We start from the raw sequence: 24,770 nt of genomic DNA, 5'->3' as shown, positions 1-24,770 counted from the left end.
CTGATTAAAAAGCGACTGACTCGCGATGGACGCCACGAATTACCTCAACGGTATTTCCTGTATTTTCAGAGCGGCGAGATCGGGGCGCTGGATTCGATGCGGCCGGTGATGGTGCAGCCGATCTACGCGCTAACGTTGACTTTGTGTCGGCCGCTAAGCCGGTAAGGGCGATCCCGGCAAACGCCTGATTATCAGGCGTGCTAAGCGCTTCGATCTGGTCGTGCGTCAACCCATTTTTACCGCTGATGACAACCGGTAGGGGTGCGAACAACGCCTGATCCGGTATTTTTTCATCGGTTGGATTACGTAAAGCGAGCATGAGTTTTCCGCTTTGAATAGCCAGCGATAACCGATTGACATCTGCCAGCGGCGTCGCTAACACCGCTGTACGGGCGGGTTGTTGCGCAGCCTGTGCCGACTGCGAAGCCGTCGATTGTTGACTCGATTGCTGGGTTGATTCACCATTCGCGCCTCCGTCTGCTGTACTAGCTGTACTACCTGTACTACCTAAGCTGCCTATGACGGCCGCGCCATATGACAGGACACGCAAGCGAGACAGCAACAAACGCGACTGGCTATTTTCTAGTTCCTGTCCTTGTTTGAACGTCATAAATACATCTACGTAATCACCTGGCTGAATCCGATTGCCCGCACCAACAACCTCGTCCACAGGGATCGCAACTGCACGCTCGCCCTCAGCCAACTTCAAAGCCAACCCGCTTGCAAGAAGAGATTCTGTTATCAGATTACCGGTCCCGATGGCCGTCATCGGCACTTTGCCCAATACTGCACTCACCTGCGTGTAAGCACCCGCAGGATTGAGCGGCAATGTTACCAGCCGCACTTCATCGATAGTGATGGCTTTGCCAGCCTCCAGATTGCGCACGGCCACGACCACCGGATAGGCAGTTGCATTGCTCGCGACCGCGCCCGACACCACCGGTGCGAGCGCGGGACGACTTCCCAGCCACCAGGCAACGGATGCGAGTATGAGCGCGCCAATTACTAGTATCGCCGCAATAATTTTTGTCAGATTCATAGGAAGTGCTCGGTATAGATAAAAATGGCCGGAATATCTGGGAAGCTAAATGAGAAGGCACAATAACCAGCTTAGCTGGCTCAATCAATCTGAACCGTAGCCGAGCTCCCTAAGGTAGCAGGCACGGCGACGTTCATCAGCGACCCCAATAAAAGTGGTACCAATGGCTTAGCACTATACGGATAAGTCACCGTAACCTTGATCGGGTAAGCGGACCCGGCTGACACACACGGAGCGACAGGCGGCGCTGAGCAGGTAGGCGCTATAGAAGCGACACAAGCAATATTGGCGGTACCAAGCCAACTCACGGACTGGGTCGCAACTGCGCAAGCGGTTGTCCCCCGCGCAGCAGGCGATACTGCGTAACGCAATGCAGCGCGCGCGCCTTCTTCAGCAGCGAGTGTGAGCGATTGTTGGGCAACGAAAATGAGGCAATAAGTAATAATGCCGTATAGGAGTACAAAAAATACTGGAAAAACCAATGCAAATTCAATCGCGGCGGTACCCCGTTGCATTTTTAGAGTAACGATACTCTTGCCGCCCGATCTGGCAAGCGCATATCCGGGATCTCCGGCATAGTCACTCTTCATACCCACTCCTAATATCAGTACATCACACAGTCCAACCCCAACGATTCTTCCGCAGTAAAGACTAATCAACTAATCTGATCACTACTCAAAGACCTTTGGGGTACACGCACATCCACACGGCGCCAACTGCAAGATAGGCTGCATAAGGAATTCCAACGCGATTACCGCGCGCTTGCAATATTCGCTGATAAAAAGACCATCGCTCAAGTCGCATCGCAACGGTCTGTAAATCGGGTAACGATCCCGCTTTTGATGCGGTATAGACCAAAGCATGAAGTCCGGCCAGCAGCGAACCTATTAAAAAAACCGGCAGCAATGCCACCGGTCCGAGCAACAATCCAATGACGGCAAAAAACTTAACATCTCCAGCCGCCATCGCGCGTAGCGCATACAACGGCAGGAAGAACGCTAGTCCTATTACAAAACCGACTAAGCCATACATTGGACTAGTACCAAGCAATCCATGTCCGGTTACAACAAATAAGCCCAACTGCAGGGCCATCGCCAACATCAACAACTTATTTGGTACGCGACGCACTAACGTGTCATAAAAAAACAGCGTGCCGCACCATACTACAAACACCATTAGTAACCATATATTGCTACTCGGCATTATTAACTTTAGTCAATGATGGTTTTTAAGGATGCCGCACTGAGTAATTATTAGCGCGGCATCTTCTTTAGGTAATACTAACTAAACCAAGTTTTGTTCCGATAGCATTAAAAATGCCTTTTAAATCAGTTCCGATTGCTGTTGCACCGGCAATAATTGCAATTGCAACCAAGCCTGCAATCAGTCCATACTCTATTGCTGTAACGCCGTCTTCATCACGAAGAAATCTTATTAGTTTGGTTTTCAATTGTCGCTCCTAAAAACACTGCATAAAGACCATTTATTTCCCATATACCGCGATTTTTTAACGAAAACATTGCACTAAAAAGCGTTACAAGTAGTAGTTGGAATACCTCTAGAATAACTCAAATAATTGTTTCTTAAAGAAAAATTTCACGAAAGTAACACAAATAACAACATAGGTTTTTTATACCACTTTATATAGGTAAATTAGATATTTTTTCATATTTTTTTTACAATTTTAGTAAAAATACCTATTGAAAACTGTAATTTATTTAATACAAGAAACTATTACTATAGTTTCCACACAGAATTATTGGGTTGCAAAGTAATAGAAAGCCTTTATCAGAAGCGACCTCGTATCTGACTAATTATTATAGTTACCGTAAAGAATTAATAGATTCCAAACAGAACTGATAGTTGCCACGTGACATTAATAGTTCCTTTAAAAAATTACTCCAACTGATAGGAATACATTGCATTAACTCGCGGCGATCTTGAATTGGAGTCAAAGGGTTTATCGGCGATTGGTTTTGCCAGCGATAAATCAAAAGAATAAAGACGGCCACCGGAAAAACGCGTACCAAGCGCAATTGATCCCAATGTATCGTGCGTCAACGGTCCGGTATTTGAATACACCCGAGAGTGATCGATAAGAATATAAGGCTGAACGGATTTCAGATAGGTTGTATCAACGATAAACAGACGATTAATTTCGGCCGATACACCCCACCCTTTATCGCCAGCAAGTTCGCCAACAGGATAAGCAAGCCCAAATAGTTTGCCACCGAAACCAATTTGCTCCGAGGTCGGGAGGATATTATTGCTGTACTGCCCACTGCCGGCAAAGACCACACCGAAGCCGCCGGGCAACTGGTTTGATTGCGATGCCTGAACGGTTATCCGAGTAAAGCTCAAATCGACGTTACTGTTCTGACGCGATGCGCCGAGTCCATCAATCCCTTTATACAGACCAAGGCCAATTTGACGTATCTGCGCGAACTTATCAGTGCTTGGTGAAGCGGTCGTCCAAGAGCCCTCTGCGCTCAGTACCCGCACCTGGGAGCTTAACTGGACTGACATTGGCGTCGTCGGTACGGAACGGGTAAAGATTTGGCTATTTTCAGCGGCGTAAAGGCCTCCCGTGACCGTCAGATTATGCGTATTGTCGAGAAAGACCGGATAACTTACCGCCGCGCCGACATGAACTGTTTTAGTTTGATAGCGCGGTTGAAACTGGAGACTTTCCAATCCTTGGCTTTCAGGTTCAGAACGATAGTCAGACCAACTTACTTTCGCCAGCACGCCATCAGTGCCGATCGGCTGAACATAATTAATAGCATAAAATTTTTCATGCAATGAACCACTCGGCTGCAACGTACTAACCGTTATCTGCTCACCTAATGGGGTCAAACTATTAGCGGTCGCAGTTAATAAACCACGGATGCCGGGTTGACGATAATCGGCACCGATACCAACCGTCACAGGCTTTCGCTTGACCGTCAGGATCATGTCTGTGCCGCCATCGGTAGTGGTCGGTGGAGGAACGTTGGCAACGACCTGAACGCCCGGTTGTAAACTAAGAATACCCGCCACTCGCTCAAAGGTCTCCTGACGCAAAGGCCGACCTTCCTTTAACTGTTCCGCAATCGCTTTTAGGCGACTTTCTCCATTACCTGGATTTCCTTCAACCTTCACGTTCTTCACGTAACCTTCGACGACGGTGACGACCACGACATTATTTTCAAAACTCTGTGCCGGAATGAAAGCAAACGACAACGGATAGCCACGCTCCCGGTACATCTGCGTCACTTTATTAGCGGCCGCCAACAATTCAGCAACGGTTGTATCGCGATTCGCAAAAGGTGCAAATTCGGCGGCTACCTGCTCAAACGGCAATGCCTTAACGCCCGATATCTGAAAACGCGATGGCGCCAAATGACTATTTAATAATTTCACCAATGCTGGATCGACTGCCTGCGGCTGGACGTTAATGGTCATAGGGGCACTAGGCGCGGCCTCAGGGGTAGGCAATGTATCGAGAGGATTACCCTGCAACGGACTTCTACTATCTGCACTGGCCGATGGCATATAAAAAGCGACCAGGAGGCTGACGCCGCCCACTACCAAAGTAATGTGAGTTGATTTCATGCGACTTACGCCTTAATGGTCATTCTGCGTCTATTTTCCTGAAAGCAATGATGAGGAATTTTTCCAATCTTACTTGATCAGTTAATGATTTAAAAATGACGTTACAAACACGGTTAATTAGTGTTGTTCCCCAAAAAACCTCGGTACTATCCAAGGTTTTTCCCGTCTATAAAAATTATTACTTACCTGTCGCGCCGTGTAATAACGGATTAAGCAGCCCGGTTACCGGTGCCAGAGAACCCGTACCACCAGTACCGGTCGCACCGCCCAATGTGCTGGTCAAACCGCCCACAATCCCGGTTACCGGTGTCAAAGGACCGGCGCCAGTTGTCCCGGTTGCACCAGTCAATGTGCCAGTGAGAACGGTAACCAAGCCTGTTAATGGTGCTAAAGAACCGGAACCAGCCGTGCCAGTCGCACCACCTAACGTGCTCGTTAAAGTACCAACCACACCGGTCAATGGTGCCAAAGGACCAGCACCAGCAGCACCAGTTAAGCCACCCAACGTACCAGTTGAACCATTAAGCAAACCAGTTACCGGCGCTAATGGGCCAACGCCAACACCGGCTGTTGCGCCCCCCGTCAACCCTAATGCATTGTTAAGTGGCTGCAGCAAACCATTAGTTTGGTTGCCGAGCAAAGGTTGTGTGCTGTTGGTCAGGCTATTCGCACCCACCGCCACCACGGTATTACCTACTGTTGTAATGAGACCGCCCAGATCACTGGCGACAGGTACATTAGAGTTGGTCAGCTGTGTTCCCGCTGACGCGACGTTGCTGCCAATAACAATAAGCGCGGCATTCGCAGGCTGGTTAATACCGGTTGTGTTACCTACAGCCTGTGTGAGCGTGTTGACCGTACTGGTTAATGGCAAGATCGCGGTACTCGTCGTCAAGGTAATCTGCTCAACCGGACCGGTTGTCAGCACAGTAGTCAACGGTGTGTTCGCTTGGCTAATAACACCGCCAACTGCAGTCACCAAGCCACCGACCGGCGTGGTGACCGGGGCTAATAAGGCCAGCTGTCCGCTGCCTAAACCTGTCACAACCTGGCCCGTGCTTTGAACTGTATCTCCGACCTTGCCGACTACGCCACCGAGACTACCAACCGTGGTTCCGACTGGATCGGGGGCCGTCCCGATTTGGCCCAAACCATTCGTTATCCCAGCACCCAGTGTTGTGAGAACTCCACTCCCGTTGCTGACGACACCGGTCAGACCAGTTTGTGCCGCTGCTGGCAATGGCAATTGACTTGCCAATGTTGTGCCAGCACCGTGTACAGCAGTGCCAGTACTTGAGATGATAGAACCAGTATTCGAAATAACATTCGACGTTGGCACACCGCCGGTGCCAGTACCTCCACCAGTACCGCCGCCAGTGCCTCCACCTGTACCGCCGCCAGTACCTCCCCCAGTACCGCCGCCAGTGCCTCCACCTGTACCGCCGCCCGAACCCGCACCTGCGCCACCGGAACCACTACCTACCGTGCCATTTCCAGCACATCCACTTAATAATCCGGCTAATAAGAGTGATATCGCGATTAAACTTGTTTTTGAGGCATTCATAATAAATCCTTTCCTATTTTGGCCAAGTTGCTGAACCTTACGTAGCATCATTAGCAATGAATGTGCCCACGAGAAATATTTATTGAAGCCTCATTTAAAAATGTTAGTCGCACTTAAAAAATGAAATATAGCCATTTATAATCAGATACTTACACGATTTTTTTTAGTAAAAAAATGTTTGTTAAATCATGTTAAATCGCGCGATGGCACGTTACATGTAACGTAACGCACGGGAACATCCAGCAACAACTGGTCGCCCAACCTCAAGATAACAACAGTCTTTTTACATCGAATTAAGTAACTAACAAGTCGCCATCTCAGCTTGAACGCGGATATAGCGGACTTGGAACAAATTGATATGGGGCCGCGTGCCTTGTAGCAGATAACCGCACACCGGGCAGCGGCGCGCCTGCTACATCAGACACAGCGCACTCAAACGAGAAGTGCTTGGTAATCGTGCCACCAAGGTGTGATCGTACTTTTGATGCAAATTGGTGCGATAAGTATGCAACGTAGTCGACAAATCAAGCCCTTGCCGATTACGTGGAATTTCAAATCGCGGTCATCGGCAACGCATCGTTTCACAACGATTTTTGATCGCGTTAAATATCAATTTGTACCAAAAGTACGATTATCCCAAAAGAAAATGAACGTACGCTCGCCATAAAAACAGCGACATAGTTCAGTGTGCGTGCAATCAAAAGAATGACGAATCCAGGTGTGCCGGTGTTTATCAAGGCCTGGCAACATGTGAAAAATGGCGAGCGCTCGCCAAATTTTGATTTACTACAGTACGCCCTTCAGCATGCTGCGAACTCCAACTATCTAAACCAAAAGATGGCAATAAGTAGTGCTGCGACAACTGGGATCGCCCAAGGCACGAAGCGACGATACCCCCCGATGCTGGCGATCGGTGCTTCAGAGGTGCCCTCGGCCTCGGAGTCTGGCAATCCAACCGTTGCCACAAAAGTAGCAAAGAAATCATCCGCCGTTTTTTTTGCGGCAATATCTACTAAGCGCGAACCAATTTGCGCCAGCTTTCCGCCCACCTTGGCATTCGCAATGTATGAAAGTTCAGTGCCACCTTGCACCGAACGCAAAACGACGTCTGCACCACCTTTTGCGAACCCAGCCATACCCCCCTGCCCTTCAAACGTCAATGAATATGAATTTGGCGGATTCGAATCCGTAATGTGCATTTTTCCATTGAAGCGTGCGGTAACCGGGCCGACTTTAGCTAACAGAACGACGCGAAACTCCGTTGGGGACAGAGATTCGATATCTTCGCAGCCCGGAATGCAGGATTTCAGCGCATCAGGGTCATTGAGGGCATCCCACACGCGTTGTTGCGGCGCGGGGATTAACTTCATACTAGATAATTCCATAATGATCCAGTCTTACTGAGATACTAAAAGTTAAAAAAACAAAAACGCTGCCGCGCATGAACGAATTGGTTGGCGCGGCCACCCGGGGTTAGGTTACGCAATTTGACTGAAGTCGCGGTCATACGGGCTTGGCTGCCGTTCGCAGAATCCGGCGAATGCGGTTGGGCGTGAGAGGGACTTCCATGCACTCCACGCCAAACGGCTGCAACGCATCCTCGACCGCCTGCACAATCGCTGGAGGTGCCGCCATCCTGCCGCCTTCGCCACCGCCCTTGATGCCGTATTCGGTATAGGGGGACGGCGTCTCCAAGTGACCGATCCTGATATCAGCTGGAATTTCCATACTGGTCGGCATGTGATAGTCCGCGAACGAAGCCGTCAACAACTGACCATCCTCATCGTAATGGAAGTGTTCGTAGAGCGCAGTACCAATCCCCTGCACCGTTGCACCGCGTATCTGCCCATCCACAGTCATGGGATTGACTAACGTCCCGTGATCATGGACGGCGACATAATCCAGAATCTGCACTTTTCCCGTCTGCGCATCGACCTCCACTGCAACGGCATGCACTACATGCCCCATTATCGGATAGAAGATGCCCATATGGCTTCGGTCTGCGGCGGGCATGATAGTCAGCGGATGGTCGTACACGGCAGTAGTTTCCAAACCGCTTGTGAACCCGGGATCGTCGGGGAAGCTCAAGCGGAAGTAGTGTGATTGCATGGCAATCTCAGCAATAGATTTTTCCTGATTGGGAACACCCTTCAGCCCAACCTTGCCGTTGCGCAATTCAAGGTCGCTTTCATTGCACTCCATCATATGCGCCGCCAGACGAAACAGCTTCGTACGCAACGTCTTGACCGCGCTGACAATAGCACCTGCCAGCATCACGGTGTAGCGACTCCCCCCTGGACCAACGGAATTGAATCCCGTATCTTGATCGGAATAACTGATTGCCACGTCCGTAGGCTCAACGGTAAGCGCCTCCGATACAATCTGCGCGGCCATCGTTTCTGGGCTATTTCCCCAGAACGGTGAATTCAGTTTGATGAACACCTTACCCGCCGGGTCAATCTTCATCAACACGGATTCCGGCGAACTCGTCAAATGAAAGCCCGGTACATCGGTTCGATCGAGAAACCAGAATTCGGTCGCACTGTACACACTGCGCTCCTGACATGTCACAAGACCGATACCGATGTGGCGTCCCTGTTTGCGTGCTTCCGCCTGTTTGGCGCGCCACCCCTCATAATCGAACATGCCCAGCGCCTTCTTCAATACCTCCTGGTAATTGCCGCTGTCGTACACGTTGCCGGTGGGCATCACATACGGAAATTCGTCCGCTCGGATCAAATTCTGCCGACGCAGCTCTACAGGGTCCATACTGAGTTCGCGCGCCGCCGCATCAACTAGCCGCTCAAGAACGAAATTGGAAACCTCGGCGCCAAAACCGCGATAAGGTCCTTGCTCACATTTGTTGGTCAATACTGCAATGATGTTCGCTTCAATGCTGTTGATTCGGTAGGGTCCGGTAACTTGGGACATGGTGTTGCCATGCGTTCCGGTGCTAAATGTCAGATACGCGCCATAATCGTCGATCACCTTATAGCGCAGAGACAGCATGGTGCCGTCCTTCTTCAGTGCCAGTTCCGCCTCATAAACCCGATCCGATCCATGCGCATCGGCATTGGTCATATTGTCCAGGCGGTCTTCAATGAACTTGACAGGCCGTCCCACAATTCGGGCAAGTGAAGCAGTCAAAATTATAGATTTATGCAACAATTGTTTCGAGCCAAAGCTGCCACCGGCTAGCGTGGGCACAATATTCAAATGGGTAGTAGGAACCCCTAGCGAACCGGCACACAACCACCCCACGTAGTTGAACATGTTGGTGTTGCTGTAGACAGTAAATTTCCCTGTGCCTTGATTGAATTCCGCCACCGCGCCCACCGTCTCTATCGGCTGCGGGCCAGACCGGTTCCAGCGAATCCTCCTTTTGATCACCACCTCTGCACGCGCAAAATCATTGTCCACCGGACCAAACGTGAAAGTCTTATCCAAAGCGACGTTGGTATCACCGAGATACGGATGTAGAACAGCGTCCCCACGCGCATTGCACGCATCTTCCAAATCGCTGACAACGGGCAACTCGTCATATTCGACCTCAATGAGATCAAGCGCGTCCTCGGCGATGTAGCGGTTTTCGGCCACCACGGCGACTACGGTCTCTCCGACATGACGCACCTTATCAATCGCAATCACATGCTGCACCACCGCCGGCGCAGAGAAGGTTACCCCGGGCCCGGTTTTTTCGGCCAGCTCCTTGCCTGTTACGACTGCGAGTACTCCCGGCAACGCGCGCGCGCGGGTAACATCAATCGATTTGATACGGGCGTGGGCAATCGGACTTCGCAGCAATGCCGCATGGACCATCCCGGGCAACATGATATCGTCGATATACTTGCCATTTCCCGTCAACAGCCGGGGGTCTTCGATCCGCTTCATGGATTTGCCAATCCAACGCATGTCGGGACGGGGTTCCTCGCTTCGACGAGGTGCGGGAATTTTCACCGCAGGTACATAGCGTTCGGTCATGGTCAAACCTTTCCACTCGTGCGCATCGTTTCAGATGCAGACATAATTGCGTCAATGATCGTTTGATATCCGGTACACCGACACAAATTTCCCGAGATCGCTTCCGCCACTTCCTCCCGCGTGGGATTTGGATGGGCATCAAGAAACTCAGCCGCCGTCATTAGCATCCCCGGCGTGCAAAAACCGCATTGCAGACCATGTTTTTCCCAAAATGCTTGCTGTAGCGGATGTAAATTGTCGACCGTTCCCAAACTCTCGACAGTGTGAATCTCCGCCCCTTGCACTTGAATGGCGAAGGTTAGACATGACCTCACGCTTTTACCATCCATCAAAATCGTACAAGCTCCACAAACGCCGTGCTCGCATCCAACATGCGTACCCGTCAAATGAAGTTCGCTGCGAAGAAAGTCAGATAGATGCATTCGCGGTGCAATGCGGCGTTCATACATTTTTCCGTTGACCTTCAGGTTTACCACTACATCCGTCTGCGCTGTCATCATTGTCTCCTTGTCGCTTTTAAATATTGCTTGCGCTTGCTTGCGCACGCGCTACCGCTTGCGCGAGTGCGCGCGGCGTCAGTGTGCGCATCAGATCGCGCCGGTACTCCCGATCGCCGTGCACATCTTCATTCACGTCAATACTATGAACTGCCTCGTTAGCAGCTTCCGCAAACAGGCTCTCCGACGGGACCTGGCCAATCAGGCACTGTTCGATGGACTGGAGACGCATAGCCCGATCGGACACCCCACCATAAACGATGACGGCCGTCTTGATCTTCCCGCCCTGCATGCTTAGCAGCGTGGCCACTAAGGTCATGGCAAAGTCCCCCTTGCGAGTCGATACCTCCTGAAACGAATAACCCATGCTCGAATCAGTCACGGGGATACGAACTTCAACCAACAACTCGTCGGGCTGCACTGCCGTGGCATATAGCCCTTGCAGGAAGTCCGATACGGCGACTTCGCGCTCCCCGCCAGCACTGCGCAGAACCATCGTTGCGCCCAATGCCAACATCACTGCCGGCATTTCCGCAGCGGGATCTGCATGACAAAGACTGCCGCACAGAGTGCCACGGTTGCGTACCGTGCCATGCGCCACGTATTGATATGCATCGCTGACCAGCGGACATGCCTCGCGCAGCACTGATGACGCCAGAAGAACCGCATGGCGAGCAAGCGCACCGATGCGCATGGTCTGCCCGTCACGCTGGTGGAACTCCAACTCCTTGAGTCCATTGATATCCACCAAAATCGCCGGTTGGGCCATCCGAAAATTCATCATGGGTACGAGGCTCTGACCACCCGCAATCACTTTAGCTTCATCGGGGTGTCGTGCTAAAAATGCGAGTGCCTCCTCCATCGTCTTAGGACGAAAGTACTCAAACGGTGCTGGTTTCATTGTTTCCTCCAGTGGATATTATTGGGGCCGGATTGACTGAACAAGGCCTAAGATATTCTCGCAAGATGTCGCGACCTGAGCGTAATCAAGCAGCCTTGGAACCGGCGATCTCAGCGGTCTGTTGTTCGGGTAATGCAGATATACTCCACAAAACCTGCTCGTGCCGCGTCGTGTGCGTCAAATCCTTGCGGACCTTGACTCTGCCCTGGCAGCTTTTAAGCGGCTGGCAGAAGGCGGCTATATAATTATGAACCGGCTCAACAGCACGCCAACGTAGCGGCCGCATAACCCTTGTCGGTATTTTCATTTTCGTCTCCTCAGTGCCTAAATGGCCTGCGTATTGTTTTATTTGTTTTATTTTCGTGATTGCCAAAAACTTAAGTAAGCGTCTCTTTCACTGCACAAATTACACAATTGTGTATTACACGATTGAGTAATTCTAGTTTGTGCTTTTGAGGGAGTCAAGCCTTTTTACCTTTAATGCGCGCATGTGTTGGCACTGAAGAGATTTTGACCAAGCTGCCAGATATCATTAATCCACCCACTGGAGCGCCAAGTTACGTAACTGCTTGTCGAGTTCCTTGAGATGCGCATACCAAGGTTGCAACAACTCTCGAAAGCTGCTCGGCAAACCGGTTGTTTCCAGCAGTTCGGGCAGTCGGCTTGCCATATTCGCCACACCTTTTGGCATGACCAAGCCAAACTCAGACAACAAACTACGAATTTGGGCTGGACTGTGCGTTCTGCGCTTTCACGAAGCCCTCGCGCGCACGGTGCAAAGACAAAACTGCTTGTTGCTCCTGTAATTAGGCAAGGTGGTAGCGTGATAAAAAAACTCCAGCAATATGGATCGGCTCAGCTTCTTGCGCAAGACCGTTTTGCCATGACTATCCACACCATGGATCTCGAAAACGTTCTTTGCCAAATCTACGCCGATAGTAACCATCTTCGTTTTGGACGCTCTTACATTATTGAGCGGATAGCAACGATTTCCTCTGTGGCGCCTAAATGCCGTATTTGAAAGAGGACGTGCATTCCATTATTTTTAACGCGCGGCGTTCATGGCCGTTTCAAATGGGCTATTCGGTACATTATTTACCTGGCATTCATACATGCCAGTCAAGTCACCTTGCTGCCGTCCTTGCACTTGACAAGTACAACGAATCGCTAACGCTGGGACGATAAGAAAGAATCGGGCAACGCTGCGTAAATACGCCGATTGGCACCTGTGTCGGCCTCGGCAACATCTTCAATTTATTTTTCAGCGTAGTGAAATTGATCGACAGGGATGTACTAAAGGAGCCATCCAAGCGGACTACCCAAATGATCGTGCATTATTCGCTCAATTTGAATAGCCTTGATGCAGCTTTTTAAATAATGATAGTGGCAGCCAGATATGCTCGACCAACAAGATTTCGTTCTCTCATTTTTAACATCCGAACACTCTGCTTGCCATGATTATAGGCAATTACCCACCACATTTTTAACAGCCCCTTTCTGAAAACAGGGGAAACAATCAATCACGCAACTTCATATCGCACACAGAATTTACACCTAGATACTTGGCTGAATTTTCGACGTCATTTCTGATGCCCCCCATGAATCTGCATGCGTGAATTGAAGGTAAAAAAAAAGCTTGACTCCTGAAAAATCACAAACTATTATTACTCAATTGTGTAATACACAATTGAGTAATTTTATTAATGTAAAGGGATTTTTTTATATGTCAATTAATCACGACGTCATCTTATTCATAAGAAATTAGATGGCAAACCGCTAGAAATTTTATTGCCGCGGTCCTAAAAAATCTGTCGAGTTCGACGTCATTTTAGGCTCAAATAAAAATAAAAACATGGTCTAAGTTAGAGGCGCTTTTGCTGGACCTCTACTATCCCATTGCATAAGAAAGTTACCTATGACTATGGCGTCCTACGACCCCGAAAACGAGTTTCAAAGAGCGACGCTGCGTAAGGTAATGTGGCGTGTTATTCCGCTGCTCACCCTTATGTATACCGCCGCGTATCTAGACCGAATCAACATCGGTACGGCAGCACTCACCATGAATAAGGATTTGGGTATAAGTCAAGCTGTCTTCGGCTTGGCGGCAAGCCTATTTTTGTTGGGCTATTTTTTCCTTGAAATACCAAGTAATCTCGCATTCGTCAAATACGGGGCGCGTGTGTGGCTCACCCGAATAATGATTACCTGGGGGATTATTTCCTCCCTTACTGCATTTGTGCAGACACCAAATCAGCTCATTGCGGTAAGGATTGCGCTTGGCATCGCTGAGGCCGGATTTTTTCCTGGTCTCATTCTCTATCTGGCTTTGTGGTTTCCGAAGGAAGTTCGGGCACGTATGTTTTTCTTCACAACGTTGCCGCTTGCAGTGATACTTGGTGCCCCAGCTTCGACTGCAATCATTCAATACACTGACGGTTGGTTTGGCATGGCCGGATGGCGCATCATGTTTCTAGTTGAGGGAGCGCTACCTATCCTTCTTGGCTTTTTTTCTGCACGCTATCTCACCTCACTTCCGGCTGATGCCACATGGTTGAATCCCGAACAAAAGGCTTGGCTGGCATCGATTGCCGAGGTATCTGGGGGCGTGAAGCATTCAGTGGGTGAGAGCCTTCGAATACTATTCAAAAATCACAGCCTTCTGCTCTACGCGCTAGCCTATGGCTTCCTTCAAATGGGGTTCTATGCACAACTCATTTTTACCCCTCAAATAATCTCGTCGTTCAGTCGAACGGTCGGTGTGACCCTTTCGGCTCCGCAGATAGGATTGCTGACCTCAGTGCCGAGCATATTTGCAGCGCTTGTATGTTATTTCTGGGTACGACATTCGGATAAAACGAATGAGCGCGTTTGGCACGCAGCTACTGGCGCCTTATTGGGTGCGGTTGGCATAGCAATTTGCCTGACTTCGAGCGGTGTTTTTGGCCTTATGGGTGGTTTGACCTTGCTTCAATCTGGTCTGCTTTGCGGTCTTATACCGCTTTGGCAATTACCAACTCGCGGACTGTCTTCAAGTGCTGCGGCGATTGTTATCGCGTCAGTCAATTCTGTCGGTATCCTCGGCTCATTCACAAGTCCAATCATTATCGGATGGTTGAAGCAACGAACCGGCTCGTATGACGCTGGCCTGACTTTCATTGCTGTGATGCTTATTCTCGCAGCCGCACTAATCATTTTTGCTGGCGCGGTAATTGAGCGAAAAACGCATGCTCGGCAACGCGTTACAGCCAGGTAAATATTCTCTCCCTCCCATAAAGGACTTACAAAATGATTCACTTTGACCATGTATGTTTGGCGGCACAAAACGTTTATGAAGCGACCTTTCGACTCAGTCGGGAGACCGGACTGGGCAATTATGATGGCGGATTTTTTCCACTATATGGACTTGGTCATAAAGTAGTCCCACTCTCAGATGACATATACATCGAGATTGAGAGCATCGTCGATCATACGATCCTAAAGAAGGAGAATTCGACCGCCCAATTCTTTGAGCAACAAACCATGGATGGAGATTGCTTTATCGGATGGTGCCTGCGAGCAGACACCATGGAGGAAATGGAAATGTTTGCTGCCCACCACAATACCATCGTGGATGCAAACCTGACCGGAAAAGAGGCCGGCCGACAAATGATGAACGGTAGCCGGGGCTTTTCACTGCAAACCCCCAGTGCAATGACCGCATGGCCAATGGGGAAACCCAACCTTTACTTCAAACCGGGCTCACCTCCTCCTCCTCACGTAGCCAGTTTGCCTGTGGAGCCTGGGACAGGAAGCGCAAAGGGCCAAGGGCTGCTCTGGATTGAAATTGGCGAAACGGAGTCCGCCTTCGCGGAATGGCTGGGCGACGTTGTTCGACCATCACAGTTTCCTTTTGAAATTCGTTACAACGGAAAGTCTGCTGGCCTATATGCACTTGGCGTCAAAACTACAGAGGGAATAAAAGAAATCCGAAGGGCGCCAGTAAAGCTTTAATGCCGACGTTGGGCCACTAAAAGAATATACATAAATAAGAGGAGATCGCCGTAGCGTATCCATCAAGGACGACATACGGCGAATTAAATAATGATAACAAGGGGACATCAAATGAAAAAATTATTAATTGCACTGGCGATACTTGGGACAATCGAAGGCGTAGCACAAGCGCAAAGTGCGGTCACCATCTACGGGATTCTTGATACTGGTATCGCTTACGAAAACAGAGCCGCGACTCCTGCTGGCTCTGCATCAAAAACAGGCAGCAAATTACAATTAAGTGCGGGCAGCGTGACAGGCCCGCGTCTTGGCTTTAAAGGCTCTGAGGATCTGGGTGGCGGACTGATAGCTATATTCCAACTGGAAACCGGATTCGGCGTCGACACTGGCGCATTGAGCGGACAAGACCGTACTGGTACCAACTTGTTCCGTCGTCAATCGTTGATCGGCTTGAGTGGAGATTTCGGCACCATTAAATTAGGCCGCCAAACTGATGTTCTGTTTGACACATGCCGCTGGAATGCGTGTGGTAGTTTCGGTGCCCTGGTTGGAAGTGTTGGCCACTATATGGACCGTACCGAAGGTACTCGCACCAATAACTCGACCCGTTATGACTCAGTGAACCTGGCTGGTTTCACTGCCAGCGCCATTTATGGTTTCGGCGAAACGGCAGGTAGTAACTCTTCCGGCCAGTCGCTCGGCCTCGGCGGTCAATATGTTAACGGTCCACTCGCCTTATACACTGCTTACTACCAATCGAAACTCGGTGGCACAACCGCAGCAAACGTCGCAACAGGAACCCCTAGCGACACTAGCCTTGAAGGAACCAGCGGATTCGCTCCTGCATTCAAAGGTACCCCTGGCCAAATAGCACTGAAGACATACAGTCTCGGCGCTAGTTACGAAGTTGGTCCATCAGCGCGCCTCTACGGCCATTTCTCGAGCTCCGGGCAACCTCTGGCAAGCGCTTCGGCTAACAATGTCATTAGCGGTCTGAGCAACAGAAAGGCTAACCTCTACGAACTCGGCGTGAATTACTTTCTGACTCCTACTTTGCGACTACAGGCAAGCGTTATACATACCCGACTTAATTTTGTAGGCGTCTCCAGTATCGGTACCTTGACCGAGTTCAATCTGGGTGCCGACTATTTCCTATCGAAACGGACCGACGTGTATGCCTTTGTGCAAAACCTACGTGCTTCAAACACTAATAATCCCGGTATTTTTGATGGAACCGGTTCTGCCGGTAATCAAACTGCAATCACTACTGGTGTCCGTCACACGTTCTAATATTGGCTAAACAGGCCCGTCGCTGTATGGGTGAGCATATGGTGAGACAGCGTGCGGGCGCTCAAAAATATCTTCATGATAAAAATCTTCTCAAGCAACTAACCCTGCGTTATTAAGTTCTAAGAATTGAAAATACCTATTTTAGCTAAAAGGATAAATGGACTTGACGGTTCTGCCTTGACTGCTTAAATTGCTCACTTGTGTAACGCATGGGCCAACGAAATGAAAAAAGACGATATCAATCAAGCTCCAGTGTTGAAATTCATCAAGCAAGATCGAAAAAAAGACATCTTGCTGAGTGCGGAGAAGTTATTCGCGATGCGAAGCTACGATGGCGTGTCTATCCGTGATATTGCGGATGACGCGGGAGTTCCTTCCAGATTGGTCGGCTACTATTTTGATAAAAAAGACAATTTGTTCGAAGCCATTTTCGAGCATCGGAAACCCAATATCGACGAACGCCTGAATCTTTTAAAGGAAGCAAACGCGCATATCGATGCGCCGGATGCGCTCGAAAAAACCGTGCATGCGTGGTGCGCCCCAGTAGTGCAAATGCGAGCCCACCCAGACGGTGAAAATTTTTTGATTTTGGTGGCTAGGACAATGTGGGAACAATCAGAAATTGCAGTGCGTGTCATCCAACGCTATTACGATCCTCTTGCGAGAGACTTTATCGACGCACTGCAAGTACTGTTCCCGGAACGGGACGAGTCATCGCTTTACTGGGCCTATGAATGGTCTTTGGGTGCGCTCTTAATGCACATTGCAGACAAGCGCGTCGAGAGAATGTCGAAAGGCGTCTGCAGGGCGGGTGGGGTTGATAAAGGGCCTGACTTGGTTGCCTTTATTTGCGGTGGTATACGCGCTATGCCAGCGCAACTCAAAAAGAAATCTGCCAAATCGGGCGTTGCCTCCCGCGTGGCCATCAACAGGCGTCAAGTCAGTAAGTAGAAAACTTCGTGACAGAAAAATAAACAACGCTGAAACAATCAACGCTTCGATTGTTTCAGGATGTGTCTGCCAATAAGACCACCCAAACCGAAGCCATCGGTCTGGTGCGGCGGCAGGAGAAATACCCGCCTTCGTATGGAGCCGATCTTGATCGCCAAATCCGAATAACAGGGCGTCCGCCCGCGGTGAGCTTGGATATCGCGTATCAAGCGGTCATGGCGGCGTTTTGCGTTGTATTTGTTCGGCACGGTTTGAGATGACTTGTCAGCATCCGGAGACGCTACCTGACTGGCTTGGCATCCATGCGACCTCCAGGCAACGCTCATACCGCTTAGGCCAGCAGACCAAACAATCTCGTACCGCCACCTACCCTTAGTCGCTTTACCGCGTCGCAAAGGCGGCGCACGAATTCCCCATGGATGGAACGGTGCACTAGCAGACGCGATGCCGCCGTGCAGACTTCGCCCAGGTTGAAAAATGCGCCCTCCGGCAACGGCGAGCGCCTTGTCGATGTCAGTATCGCCGAACGCGAGGAACGGGTACTTCCTGATCGGCGGATGCGCTGCCAGTGCCTTCCAGTTGTCGGTCCGTTGTCTGGAACGACATGCAGCACTTGCTGCAGCAATTTGACGATGCGCATCATGGTCAGTGGCGCCTGATCGCCGGGTTTCAATACCACCGTGTTGCCGACCGCCAGTATGAATTGGCGGCCAGTTGAAAGCAATGATGCCGGCGACCACGCCATAGGGTGCGAGCATCGACGCGCTGAACACCGAGCCCCGGTCGATAAATTCGTAGGATCGTGGTCGGCGTCAACGCGTTGCTTATTTGCCTGCAATCAGCTTTGCCGCCTTAGGAGTTCCTTTCAGCATGGCTTGCTGACGCATTACATCAATCCAGTACTGGAATTGCGCTTCGTTCAAACCGGGGTCCAGTGGCGGAATCTGCGTCACGGCGAGTACTTCAGGAGGAAGCTTGATGTATTTCCCGATCGCCGTGCGCGCGATCTGCGGATCTTTCTCCGCAAGCGCAACGCCTTCCTCGATCGCCTCGCGGAAGGCGCGCACGACGGCGGGATTCTTTTCGGTCCAACCGCGCGTCGACGCGTACAGGATGGCGGGCATCTTTTCCGGTTGTTCCTGTACAAAATATGACAGCAACTTACCCGTTCCCGCCTTGATGATCCGGTTCATCAATGGGTCTGCCGTTACTACTGCATCTACTGCGCCGACCCGCAGCACGTCATTCATTTGTGGGAAGGCGACTTCGATAAAAGTGACCTTGCGATAATCCACGCCCTTGTCAATCAGCCACTTCCTAAACAGCACGTGCAGAAAGCCCCCGAGTCCGGGCACGCCAACCTTGCGACCGACAAGGTCCTGCGCTGACTTGATGGGTAGATCTGCCTTGTACACCAAGCCATAGTTGGTTGCCGTTTTCGAAGTGACGCTGCCGCCTGCGACAGCAACGAGATCGAGCCCGCTGTCGACCGCCTGCAATAGGACCGAGATCGTCGGGCCTCCGATCTGCATGGAGTTCGATTGCAGCGCCCCCACGATATTCGAGCCATTTGCATGCAGCTGGAAATCAACATCCAGCCCATGCTTCTTGAACAGCCCCGCCTCCTTAGCGACAAAGGCGCCGGTGAAGTCGGATACGCCAGTGTAGCCGAGGATTATCTTAGTTTGCGCCATCGCAGTACAAGCAAATAGCCAGAGTAGCAGGGTAACGAATGCGCGTGAAATTTTCATTTTTGTCTCCTTGATTTGATAAAATAATTGCTCGTTTCGGCCATCGGTGCCACATTCATTGCTAGACCATAGCCACCGCCCTCGTCCACCCGGACGATACACCGCGGAACTTCACCAGGAAGCAGCTTCTTAGTTCGTTTTCCAGGCAAGTACCCGGCTTTCACCGGTGCGCAGCAGCAAGTTACTTAAGAAGCCGATCATGCCGAGCAGCGCGATCCCGGCGAATAGTTCGGCCGACTGGAAGGTGCGTGCCGCCAGCAGAATCGCAAGGCCGAGGCCTTGCTGGGACGTCAGCATTTCACCGACGACCGCGACGATCAGCGCCACCGTCAGCGATAGCCGGAGTCCCGCAAAGATATCAGGCAAGGCATTCGGCAAGCCGATCTTGATGATGAATGCGATCCGGCTCATGTGAAGCACACGGGCGACCTCGCCCAGCCTCGGCTCGACCGATGCAAAACCATTCACGGTCGCGAGCAGCACCGGCCATATTGCGCCGAAGCCAATGACCGACAGCACCATACTCTCGGTAAGACCGAATAGCGAGATTGCAACCGGGATGATGGCGGAGGCAGGCAAGGGACGGATGAACTCCAGCGTCGGTTGGAGCAGCCTGCGCGTCGTCGGCGACACGCCGATAATGGCGCCGAGTAGAATTCCGGCAAGCGAGGCAAGTAGCCAGCCGTAAACCATCCGCTCGACAGTTGCCAAGGTCTGCCGCCCGGTCTCGCCATGGAGCACGCCATCCCACAGCACGTCCAACGTTGCCTTCGGTGTGGGAAGGAAGACAGGGGATATTAGTTGGATCGTCGACGCCAGCCACCACAGCCCAATTACCATGGCGAGGACGCCAATCCCGGCGAACCGGATCCACATTGGATTGCGCTTCATTGCCCACCTCCCTGCATACCGCTGTAGGCCCCGAACAAGCGATGTTGGAGCTCGTGCAGCACCACGTTGATTGTCCAGCCGAGAATGCCTACCCAGGCAAGCAACGCGAGCATCAGGTCGGGGCGCAGGTTCTGTTGTGCGATGATGAGTCCATAACCGAGCCCGTAGGGATTCACGGTGATTTCCACGGTTACCGCGACGACAAGGGATATCCCAACAACCTGTCGCAGGGCGACGAACATGCGGGGCAGCATCGCCGGCAGCACGATCTTGACTACGCGTGCGGCTGCACCCAGGTTCATGACCCGTGCTACTTCAAGCAGTCGGGGTTCGACCTGCGCTGCCGCAGATTGGGTCAGGATCAACATCGGCCAGAACGTCGCGAACGCGACGATCGACGCCTCGAGGAGGATGCCCATGCCAAATACCAACAGCGCCAGCGGAATGAGGGCAACCGAGGGTATTGGCCGCAGCAACTCGATGGTCGGTGCGCCGATGTCCATGGCAGTCCGTGAGAGGCCGAGCGGAATGCCAAGCAGAACGCCCAGCGATCCGCCTATGGCTAGACCGACACCGGCACCGCTCAGTGTCTGCACTGTCATGTCGACTAGCGTTCCGTCGATCAATGCGTGCCAAGCGGCCGCGGCAACCTGCGTCGGCGGTGCAAGCGTATCGCTGCCGTGATCCATTATTCGAAAAAGCGCTTCCGCCGCAGCCAGAGCCGTGACCGGAAGTAAAAGAGCACGCCAGTTCATCAGAATTGCTCCAAGAAACCCTGTCCTTCAGGACGGGGAGTGAAAGAAGTCGGGCACTCAGCGTTCGCAGCCGCCCAGGTGAAAAAATGTGTTGAACTATATTGTTGGTTCACGATTAAGCTCCTTAAGTGCATCAGTAAGCGATTACGCGCTGGGGAATGAGCAATCCGCGGCGTTTTTTTCCAATCTGCGGTCGCTGTTGGCGAGGTCGAAAGATATCCCGCAGATCGAATAAGGAACCAGCCTATGCTTCGGCCGGTTTCAGTCTGCGCCATCAGACGCCAGCAGTGGAAATCCTCTTCGGTTTACGAGCAGGAGGATGTCAACAGTGCGTCTCTTGGACGAAGTCGTAGAGATACCGCCGCAGGCGCAAGAACTCGGGGTGCTCACGCGTTGAGAGCTGATCCCTCGCGCGCGGTATATTGACCTCGATAATCTCCGCAACACGGCCAGGATTCGCCTTAAGGGCAATCACGCGGTCACCGAGGTAGATTGCTTCCTCGATATCGTGTGTAATGAACAGCACGGTTGTGCCTGCCTCTTCTGCCAAGCGTGCGACCTCGTCTTGGAGCGACTGTCTTGTCATCGCATCGAGCGCGCCGAACGGCTCGTCCATGAGCAGGACCGCTGGCTCTTGGGCCAGACAACGAGCGATCTGCAAGCGCTGCTGCATACCGCCGGACATCTGGTTTGGATACTTGTCGGCATGGCTTGCCAGCCCGACCTTCTGCAGCAATTGTGCGATGCGCCCTTGACGTTGCGCTGGCGGGATGCCGCGTGAATCCAGCGCCAGACTGATATTGCCGGCGGCAGTGCGCCAGGGCAGCAGCGCCTTGCCATAGTCTTGGAACACGATTGCGATTTCCGGCGACGGCCCCTCGATAAGTCGGTCACCGTAGCTGATGCTGCCTGCGGATGGACGGAATAGTCCGCTAAGTAGCCGCAGCAAGGTGGTTTTCCCGCATCCAGAGGGCCCGACCACACAGACGAATTCGCCCGCCTTCAGCTCAAACGACATACCGTCAATGATGCGGTGTCCACCGAGAACCAGCGCCACTTGGTCAAAGCGAATCGCGTGCTTTGCCGCCTTGGCGCGAACGTTGGCATGCCGCGTTTCCGCTGGCATGGAGTCGATGTGGAGGTTCGCGACGTTGTTCATGGCGCCTCCTGTACGAAGCGTCCGTTTGGGCACCCCGCTTCAATAGCCGGACGTTGTAATTGGAATTTCATATACTGTCTCCTATGTTGGTGCCAGTCTCAGCTGGCTACCTTGTTGATATCTTGTGTGGTGCTGGCTGGCGGCGCGGCTAGCAAGCCACGTTCGCGCTTCCCTTGAGCTGCAACATCTCGCGGCCGCCGCAGATAAAGGCAAACAGCTCCTCGGACGTGTCGGCTCCACCGGCAATGCACTTGCCTTCGGAAAGGCGCTCTAATCGCTTGTCAGCGATATGCATCAGTATTGTGCCCAGCGTTCAAAAATAGCCTCGAAAAGATGTTCCTTTTTCCCGAAGTAGTAACCCGTCAGGCGCAACGGTACGCCGGCGACGTCTGCAATGTTGCGATTCAACACCGCGTAGTAGCCGAACTGGGCGAAAAGCTTCTCCGCGCTCAGCACGATGTTCTTCTTTCGGTCTTGCTTGATCGGTTTCAGGATTGGAGTCGGCATGGCGAAATTTGAATACGCCACGATTAGCCATAATTACACAGATGTATAAGTTACACGACTGAGTAATTTAATGTCAAGTATTTTTTGAAATTCTGAGTTGGGCAAGGGGAAATACGGTTTTGTCGCCTTAGCCAACCCAAGTCGGATTTCTAGCAAGCGGGGATGGAACCCAGCTGCCATTCGCAATATCACGGATGTATACGCCATCGTAACTTCGCTTCGCGAACAACTTCTCCGTGCTTAGCCATATAGTCGTTTTTCGATCCTGGTTGATAAATTTCAACACCAGAGCTTGGTTGATAACGACTTTTTTCGTTGCCGCAACCTCAATACTGGACAACTGTGTAAGTACGCGATACAAATTTAGTCGTCAGGTCCATTTTTTCTTTTCTCTAAAATGACTACTTTCAATTCTCAGAATGCTTGTCCCGCTTTGACCCCGAAAGACAAAAAACTTGACCGACTCCAAACTCACGACTATTATACAGTTGTGTAACATTCGTGACTATATCGGGCTTCATCATGTTTTTGGCAATCTCACAAATAGAGAAATACACCTAACATTTAACCCGACTACGTCATAAATTAAAAAAGGAAAGCAGCTAATGTTTAATTTTTTTATGTTCTGCTTCGCAGAAGACTGCTGGTCTGTGCCGGCTTATCTGGAGCTGTTGCCTAGGGGCCTGATTGGCGACGAGTTCTAACCAGATTATTCACAGCTTATTTGCCTGCGGCTCCATAATTTCTGTGGTTTTCACATAGAGTGTGGCTGCATTCGGCGCATTGACACCTCCCAAACCACAGTCGTTCTGCCTGGCGATCAATTAATGGTTGAAATGCGACGCCGTTGCGACCGACCCAGTCAGCGAAGGTGGAACTGGCAATCGGCACGCCTTAGCGGTGACTGATCGCGCCATGAGGTACAGCGGAAGTGGTCGACAAATTTTTGCACCATCACCCAAGTAAGCAAGCCTGGAGCCGCGAAGCCAACGTCGATGATGACCGCAGGAATTGCTGCTGCGGTGATCGTCTCGCAGGCGGGCATATTGTAAGCGAAGATGGCGGTTCAGAAAAAAACGCGCTGGTTCAACATCAAGTTGCTCCGTGACGTCTTCGCCGATCTTGATAAATGCTTCACCACAGGCGGGGCAGCTGTCTTCCCTATCGCTGCATAAATCAAGAACTCAACCTCCCATTTCGTCTGTCCTCATCCCACGGTTTTACGTACTCTCAGTCAGAACCATCTTGAATCTCAATCAACCCTAGCTTTAAGGCCTTAAAAATTGCATAAATTGTAGGTAGTATATATTTTAAGCTCTTTATTGTTTCTTTTTATGAAATAATATGTTGTGTTTTTTGACCTTTATCTTGATTAGCATAGGAATTAAACTGTGCTTACGAAGTCGGATTTATAAACGACTAAGACTTCTCAAGGCCGAACCAGATGCCACCATCATGCAGGAGCGCTGAGTCCGGAGTCGATAACCGCACTTATTGGAGAGTAAAAATGAACCCCAAACACTTAATCGCTGTCCTTGCCATGTTAACTGCGAGCGCTTCCACATTTGCCGGATCGGTGCCAAAGATTGATCTTCTGGGTGATTCAGTACCAGTATCAACAGCCTTCCGAACAATCGTCATTACTCCAGACACCAAGTATGTGAACGTCACGGGTGGCCAAACGGTCAGGTTCATTGCTGGCGATAAATCTTTTGCATGGAATTTTGATGGCGCAATAGCGGTTTCCTCATTCGTCTTAAACCGGGCGGCGCCGGCGAGCATGCTTGACCACAAAGTAATCGCCTATGTCGCACCCAATCCTCTATACCTCCCATAATCATGGAAGGTGGACTAAGAGGGTGGACTAACTCTGGGGTGATGTCCTGATGTAGAGTGCAGG

At 51.1% G+C, this 24,770-nt stretch carries 25 protein-coding genes; 5 read left to right on the top strand and 20 right to left on the bottom strand.

Features of this window, described 5'->3' with window-relative positions; all coding sequences use genetic code 11:
- Positions 1-4 precede the first annotated feature (4 nt).
- From cpaB to ACXX82_RS18930, 12 genes are all read right to left on the bottom strand, one after another.
- Positions 5-1,039 (bottom strand): Flp pilus assembly protein CpaB, encoded by a 1,035-nt coding sequence (gene cpaB / locus ACXX82_RS18985; protein WP_323507118.1) that lies wholly within the window; start codon positions 1,037-1,039, stop codon positions 5-7.
- A gap of 80 nt (positions 1,040-1,119) precedes the next feature.
- On the bottom strand, positions 1,120-1,554 hold the full coding sequence (locus ACXX82_RS18980; protein WP_323507121.1) for a TadE/TadG family type IV pilus assembly protein: 435 nt from the start codon (positions 1,552-1,554) through the stop codon (positions 1,120-1,122).
- A 160-nt stretch (positions 1,555-1,714) separates the two neighbouring features.
- Positions 1,715-2,242: an A24 family peptidase gene (locus ACXX82_RS18975; protein WP_323507119.1), complete on the bottom strand. Its 528-nt coding sequence runs from the start codon at positions 2,240-2,242 to the stop codon at positions 1,715-1,717.
- 67 nt (positions 2,243-2,309) lie between these two features.
- The gene (locus ACXX82_RS18970; protein WP_458563479.1) at positions 2,310-2,489 is read right to left on the bottom strand and encodes a Flp family type IVb pilin; all 180 of its coding nucleotides are present in this window, start codon (positions 2,487-2,489) and stop codon (positions 2,310-2,312) included.
- A gap of 446 nt (positions 2,490-2,935) precedes the next feature.
- On the bottom strand, positions 2,936-4,633 hold the full coding sequence (locus tag ACXX82_RS18965) for a ShlB/FhaC/HecB family hemolysin secretion/activation protein (RefSeq protein ID WP_458563478.1): 1,698 nt from the start codon (positions 4,631-4,633) through the stop codon (positions 2,936-2,938).
- A 178-nt stretch (positions 4,634-4,811) separates the two neighbouring features.
- The gene (locus ACXX82_RS18960; RefSeq protein WP_458563477.1) at positions 4,812-6,197 is read right to left on the bottom strand and encodes a collagen-like triple helix repeat-containing protein; all 1,386 of its coding nucleotides are present in this window, start codon (positions 6,195-6,197) and stop codon (positions 4,812-4,814) included.
- Between the two features lie 821 nt (positions 6,198-7,018).
- The gene (locus ACXX82_RS18955; RefSeq protein ID WP_323507460.1) at positions 7,019-7,567 is read right to left on the bottom strand and encodes an SRPBCC family protein; all 549 of its coding nucleotides are present in this window, start codon (positions 7,565-7,567) and stop codon (positions 7,019-7,021) included.
- A gap of 133 nt (positions 7,568-7,700) precedes the next feature.
- Positions 7,701-10,178 (bottom strand): xanthine dehydrogenase family protein molybdopterin-binding subunit, encoded by a 2,478-nt coding sequence (locus ACXX82_RS18950; protein WP_458563476.1) that lies wholly within the window; start codon positions 10,176-10,178, stop codon positions 7,701-7,703.
- A gap of 2 nt (positions 10,179-10,180) precedes the next feature.
- The gene (locus tag ACXX82_RS18945; protein ID WP_458563475.1) at positions 10,181-10,678 is read right to left on the bottom strand and encodes a (2Fe-2S)-binding protein; all 498 of its coding nucleotides are present in this window, start codon (positions 10,676-10,678) and stop codon (positions 10,181-10,183) included.
- A gap of 16 nt (positions 10,679-10,694) precedes the next feature.
- Positions 10,695-11,576 (bottom strand): FAD binding domain-containing protein, encoded by an 882-nt coding sequence (locus tag ACXX82_RS18940; RefSeq protein ID WP_323507457.1) that lies wholly within the window; start codon positions 11,574-11,576, stop codon positions 10,695-10,697.
- A gap of 85 nt (positions 11,577-11,661) precedes the next feature.
- Entirely contained in the window at positions 11,662-11,883 is a 222-nt protein-coding gene (locus tag ACXX82_RS18935; protein WP_458563474.1) for a hypothetical protein, read from the bottom strand.
- Positions 11,884-12,108: 225 nt separating this feature from the next.
- Positions 12,109-12,267: a hypothetical protein gene (locus ACXX82_RS18930; protein ID WP_323507454.1), complete on the bottom strand. Its 159-nt coding sequence runs from the start codon at positions 12,265-12,267 to the stop codon at positions 12,109-12,111.
- A 1,224-nt stretch (positions 12,268-13,491) separates the two neighbouring features.
- Between ACXX82_RS18930 and ACXX82_RS18925 the strand changes: the two genes are divergently transcribed.
- From ACXX82_RS18925 to ACXX82_RS18910, 4 genes are all read left to right on the top strand, one after another.
- Positions 13,492-14,829: an MFS transporter gene (locus tag ACXX82_RS18925; protein ID WP_458563473.1), complete on the top strand. Its 1,338-nt coding sequence runs from the start codon at positions 13,492-13,494 to the stop codon at positions 14,827-14,829.
- Between the two features lie 32 nt (positions 14,830-14,861).
- Positions 14,862-15,566: a VOC family protein gene (locus tag ACXX82_RS18920; RefSeq protein WP_322237636.1), complete on the top strand. Its 705-nt coding sequence runs from the start codon at positions 14,862-14,864 to the stop codon at positions 15,564-15,566.
- A gap of 111 nt (positions 15,567-15,677) precedes the next feature.
- On the top strand, positions 15,678-16,856 hold the full coding sequence (locus tag ACXX82_RS18915) for a porin (protein ID WP_323507451.1): 1,179 nt from the start codon (positions 15,678-15,680) through the stop codon (positions 16,854-16,856).
- Positions 16,857-17,078: 222 nt separating this feature from the next.
- Positions 17,079-17,807, top strand: a complete 729-nt coding sequence (locus ACXX82_RS18910; RefSeq protein WP_323507450.1) for a TetR/AcrR family transcriptional regulator — start codon at positions 17,079-17,081, stop codon at positions 17,805-17,807.
- 331 nt (positions 17,808-18,138) lie between these two features.
- Here the strand turns inward: ACXX82_RS18910 and ACXX82_RS18905 are convergent, their stop codons facing one another.
- From ACXX82_RS18905 to ACXX82_RS18870, 8 genes are all read right to left on the bottom strand, one after another.
- A complete protein-coding gene (locus ACXX82_RS18905; RefSeq protein ID WP_369124731.1) occupies positions 18,139-18,552 on the bottom strand; it encodes an aldehyde dehydrogenase family protein in 414 nt (137 codons plus the stop codon).
- 79 nt (positions 18,553-18,631) lie between these two features.
- Positions 18,632-19,558: an ABC transporter substrate-binding protein gene (locus ACXX82_RS18900; protein WP_323507449.1), complete on the bottom strand. Its 927-nt coding sequence runs from the start codon at positions 19,556-19,558 to the stop codon at positions 18,632-18,634.
- 129 nt (positions 19,559-19,687) lie between these two features.
- Entirely contained in the window at positions 19,688-20,449 is a 762-nt protein-coding gene (locus ACXX82_RS18895) for an ABC transporter permease (RefSeq protein ID WP_323507447.1), read from the bottom strand.
- Entirely contained in the window at positions 20,446-21,204 is a 759-nt protein-coding gene (locus ACXX82_RS18890) for an ABC transporter permease (protein ID WP_323507445.1), read from the bottom strand. Before ACXX82_RS18890 ends, ACXX82_RS18895 begins: the two co-directional genes overlap by 4 nt.
- Positions 21,205-21,526: 322 nt before the next feature.
- The gene (locus ACXX82_RS18885) at positions 21,527-22,363 is read right to left on the bottom strand and encodes an ABC transporter ATP-binding protein (RefSeq protein WP_458563472.1); all 837 of its coding nucleotides are present in this window, start codon (positions 22,361-22,363) and stop codon (positions 21,527-21,529) included.
- Positions 22,364-22,511: 148 nt separating this feature from the next.
- The gene (locus ACXX82_RS18880; protein WP_322237361.1) at positions 22,512-22,658 is read right to left on the bottom strand and encodes a hypothetical protein; all 147 of its coding nucleotides are present in this window, start codon (positions 22,656-22,658) and stop codon (positions 22,512-22,514) included.
- Complete coding sequence (locus ACXX82_RS18875; protein ID WP_322237359.1) at positions 22,658-22,870, bottom strand: TetR/AcrR family transcriptional regulator; 213 nt, start codon at positions 22,868-22,870, stop codon at positions 22,658-22,660. Before ACXX82_RS18875 ends, ACXX82_RS18880 begins: the two co-directional genes overlap by 1 nt.
- Before the next feature lie 824 nt (positions 22,871-23,694).
- Complete coding sequence (locus ACXX82_RS18870; protein WP_322240563.1) at positions 23,695-23,991, bottom strand: hypothetical protein; 297 nt, start codon at positions 23,989-23,991, stop codon at positions 23,695-23,697.
- Between the two features lie 386 nt (positions 23,992-24,377).
- Here ACXX82_RS18870 and ACXX82_RS18865 point away from each other — a divergent pair, with 386 nt between their 5' ends.
- Positions 24,378-24,707, top strand: a complete 330-nt coding sequence (locus ACXX82_RS18865) for a CzcE family metal-binding protein (RefSeq protein ID WP_322237357.1) — start codon at positions 24,378-24,380, stop codon at positions 24,705-24,707.
- Positions 24,708-24,770 lie beyond the last annotated feature (63 nt).

The sequence above is a fragment of the Glaciimonas sp. GNP009 genome (assembly GCF_054343755.1).
Note: the sequence above shows the minus strand (reverse complement) of the source record. Positions and strands in the feature narration are given on the sequence as shown.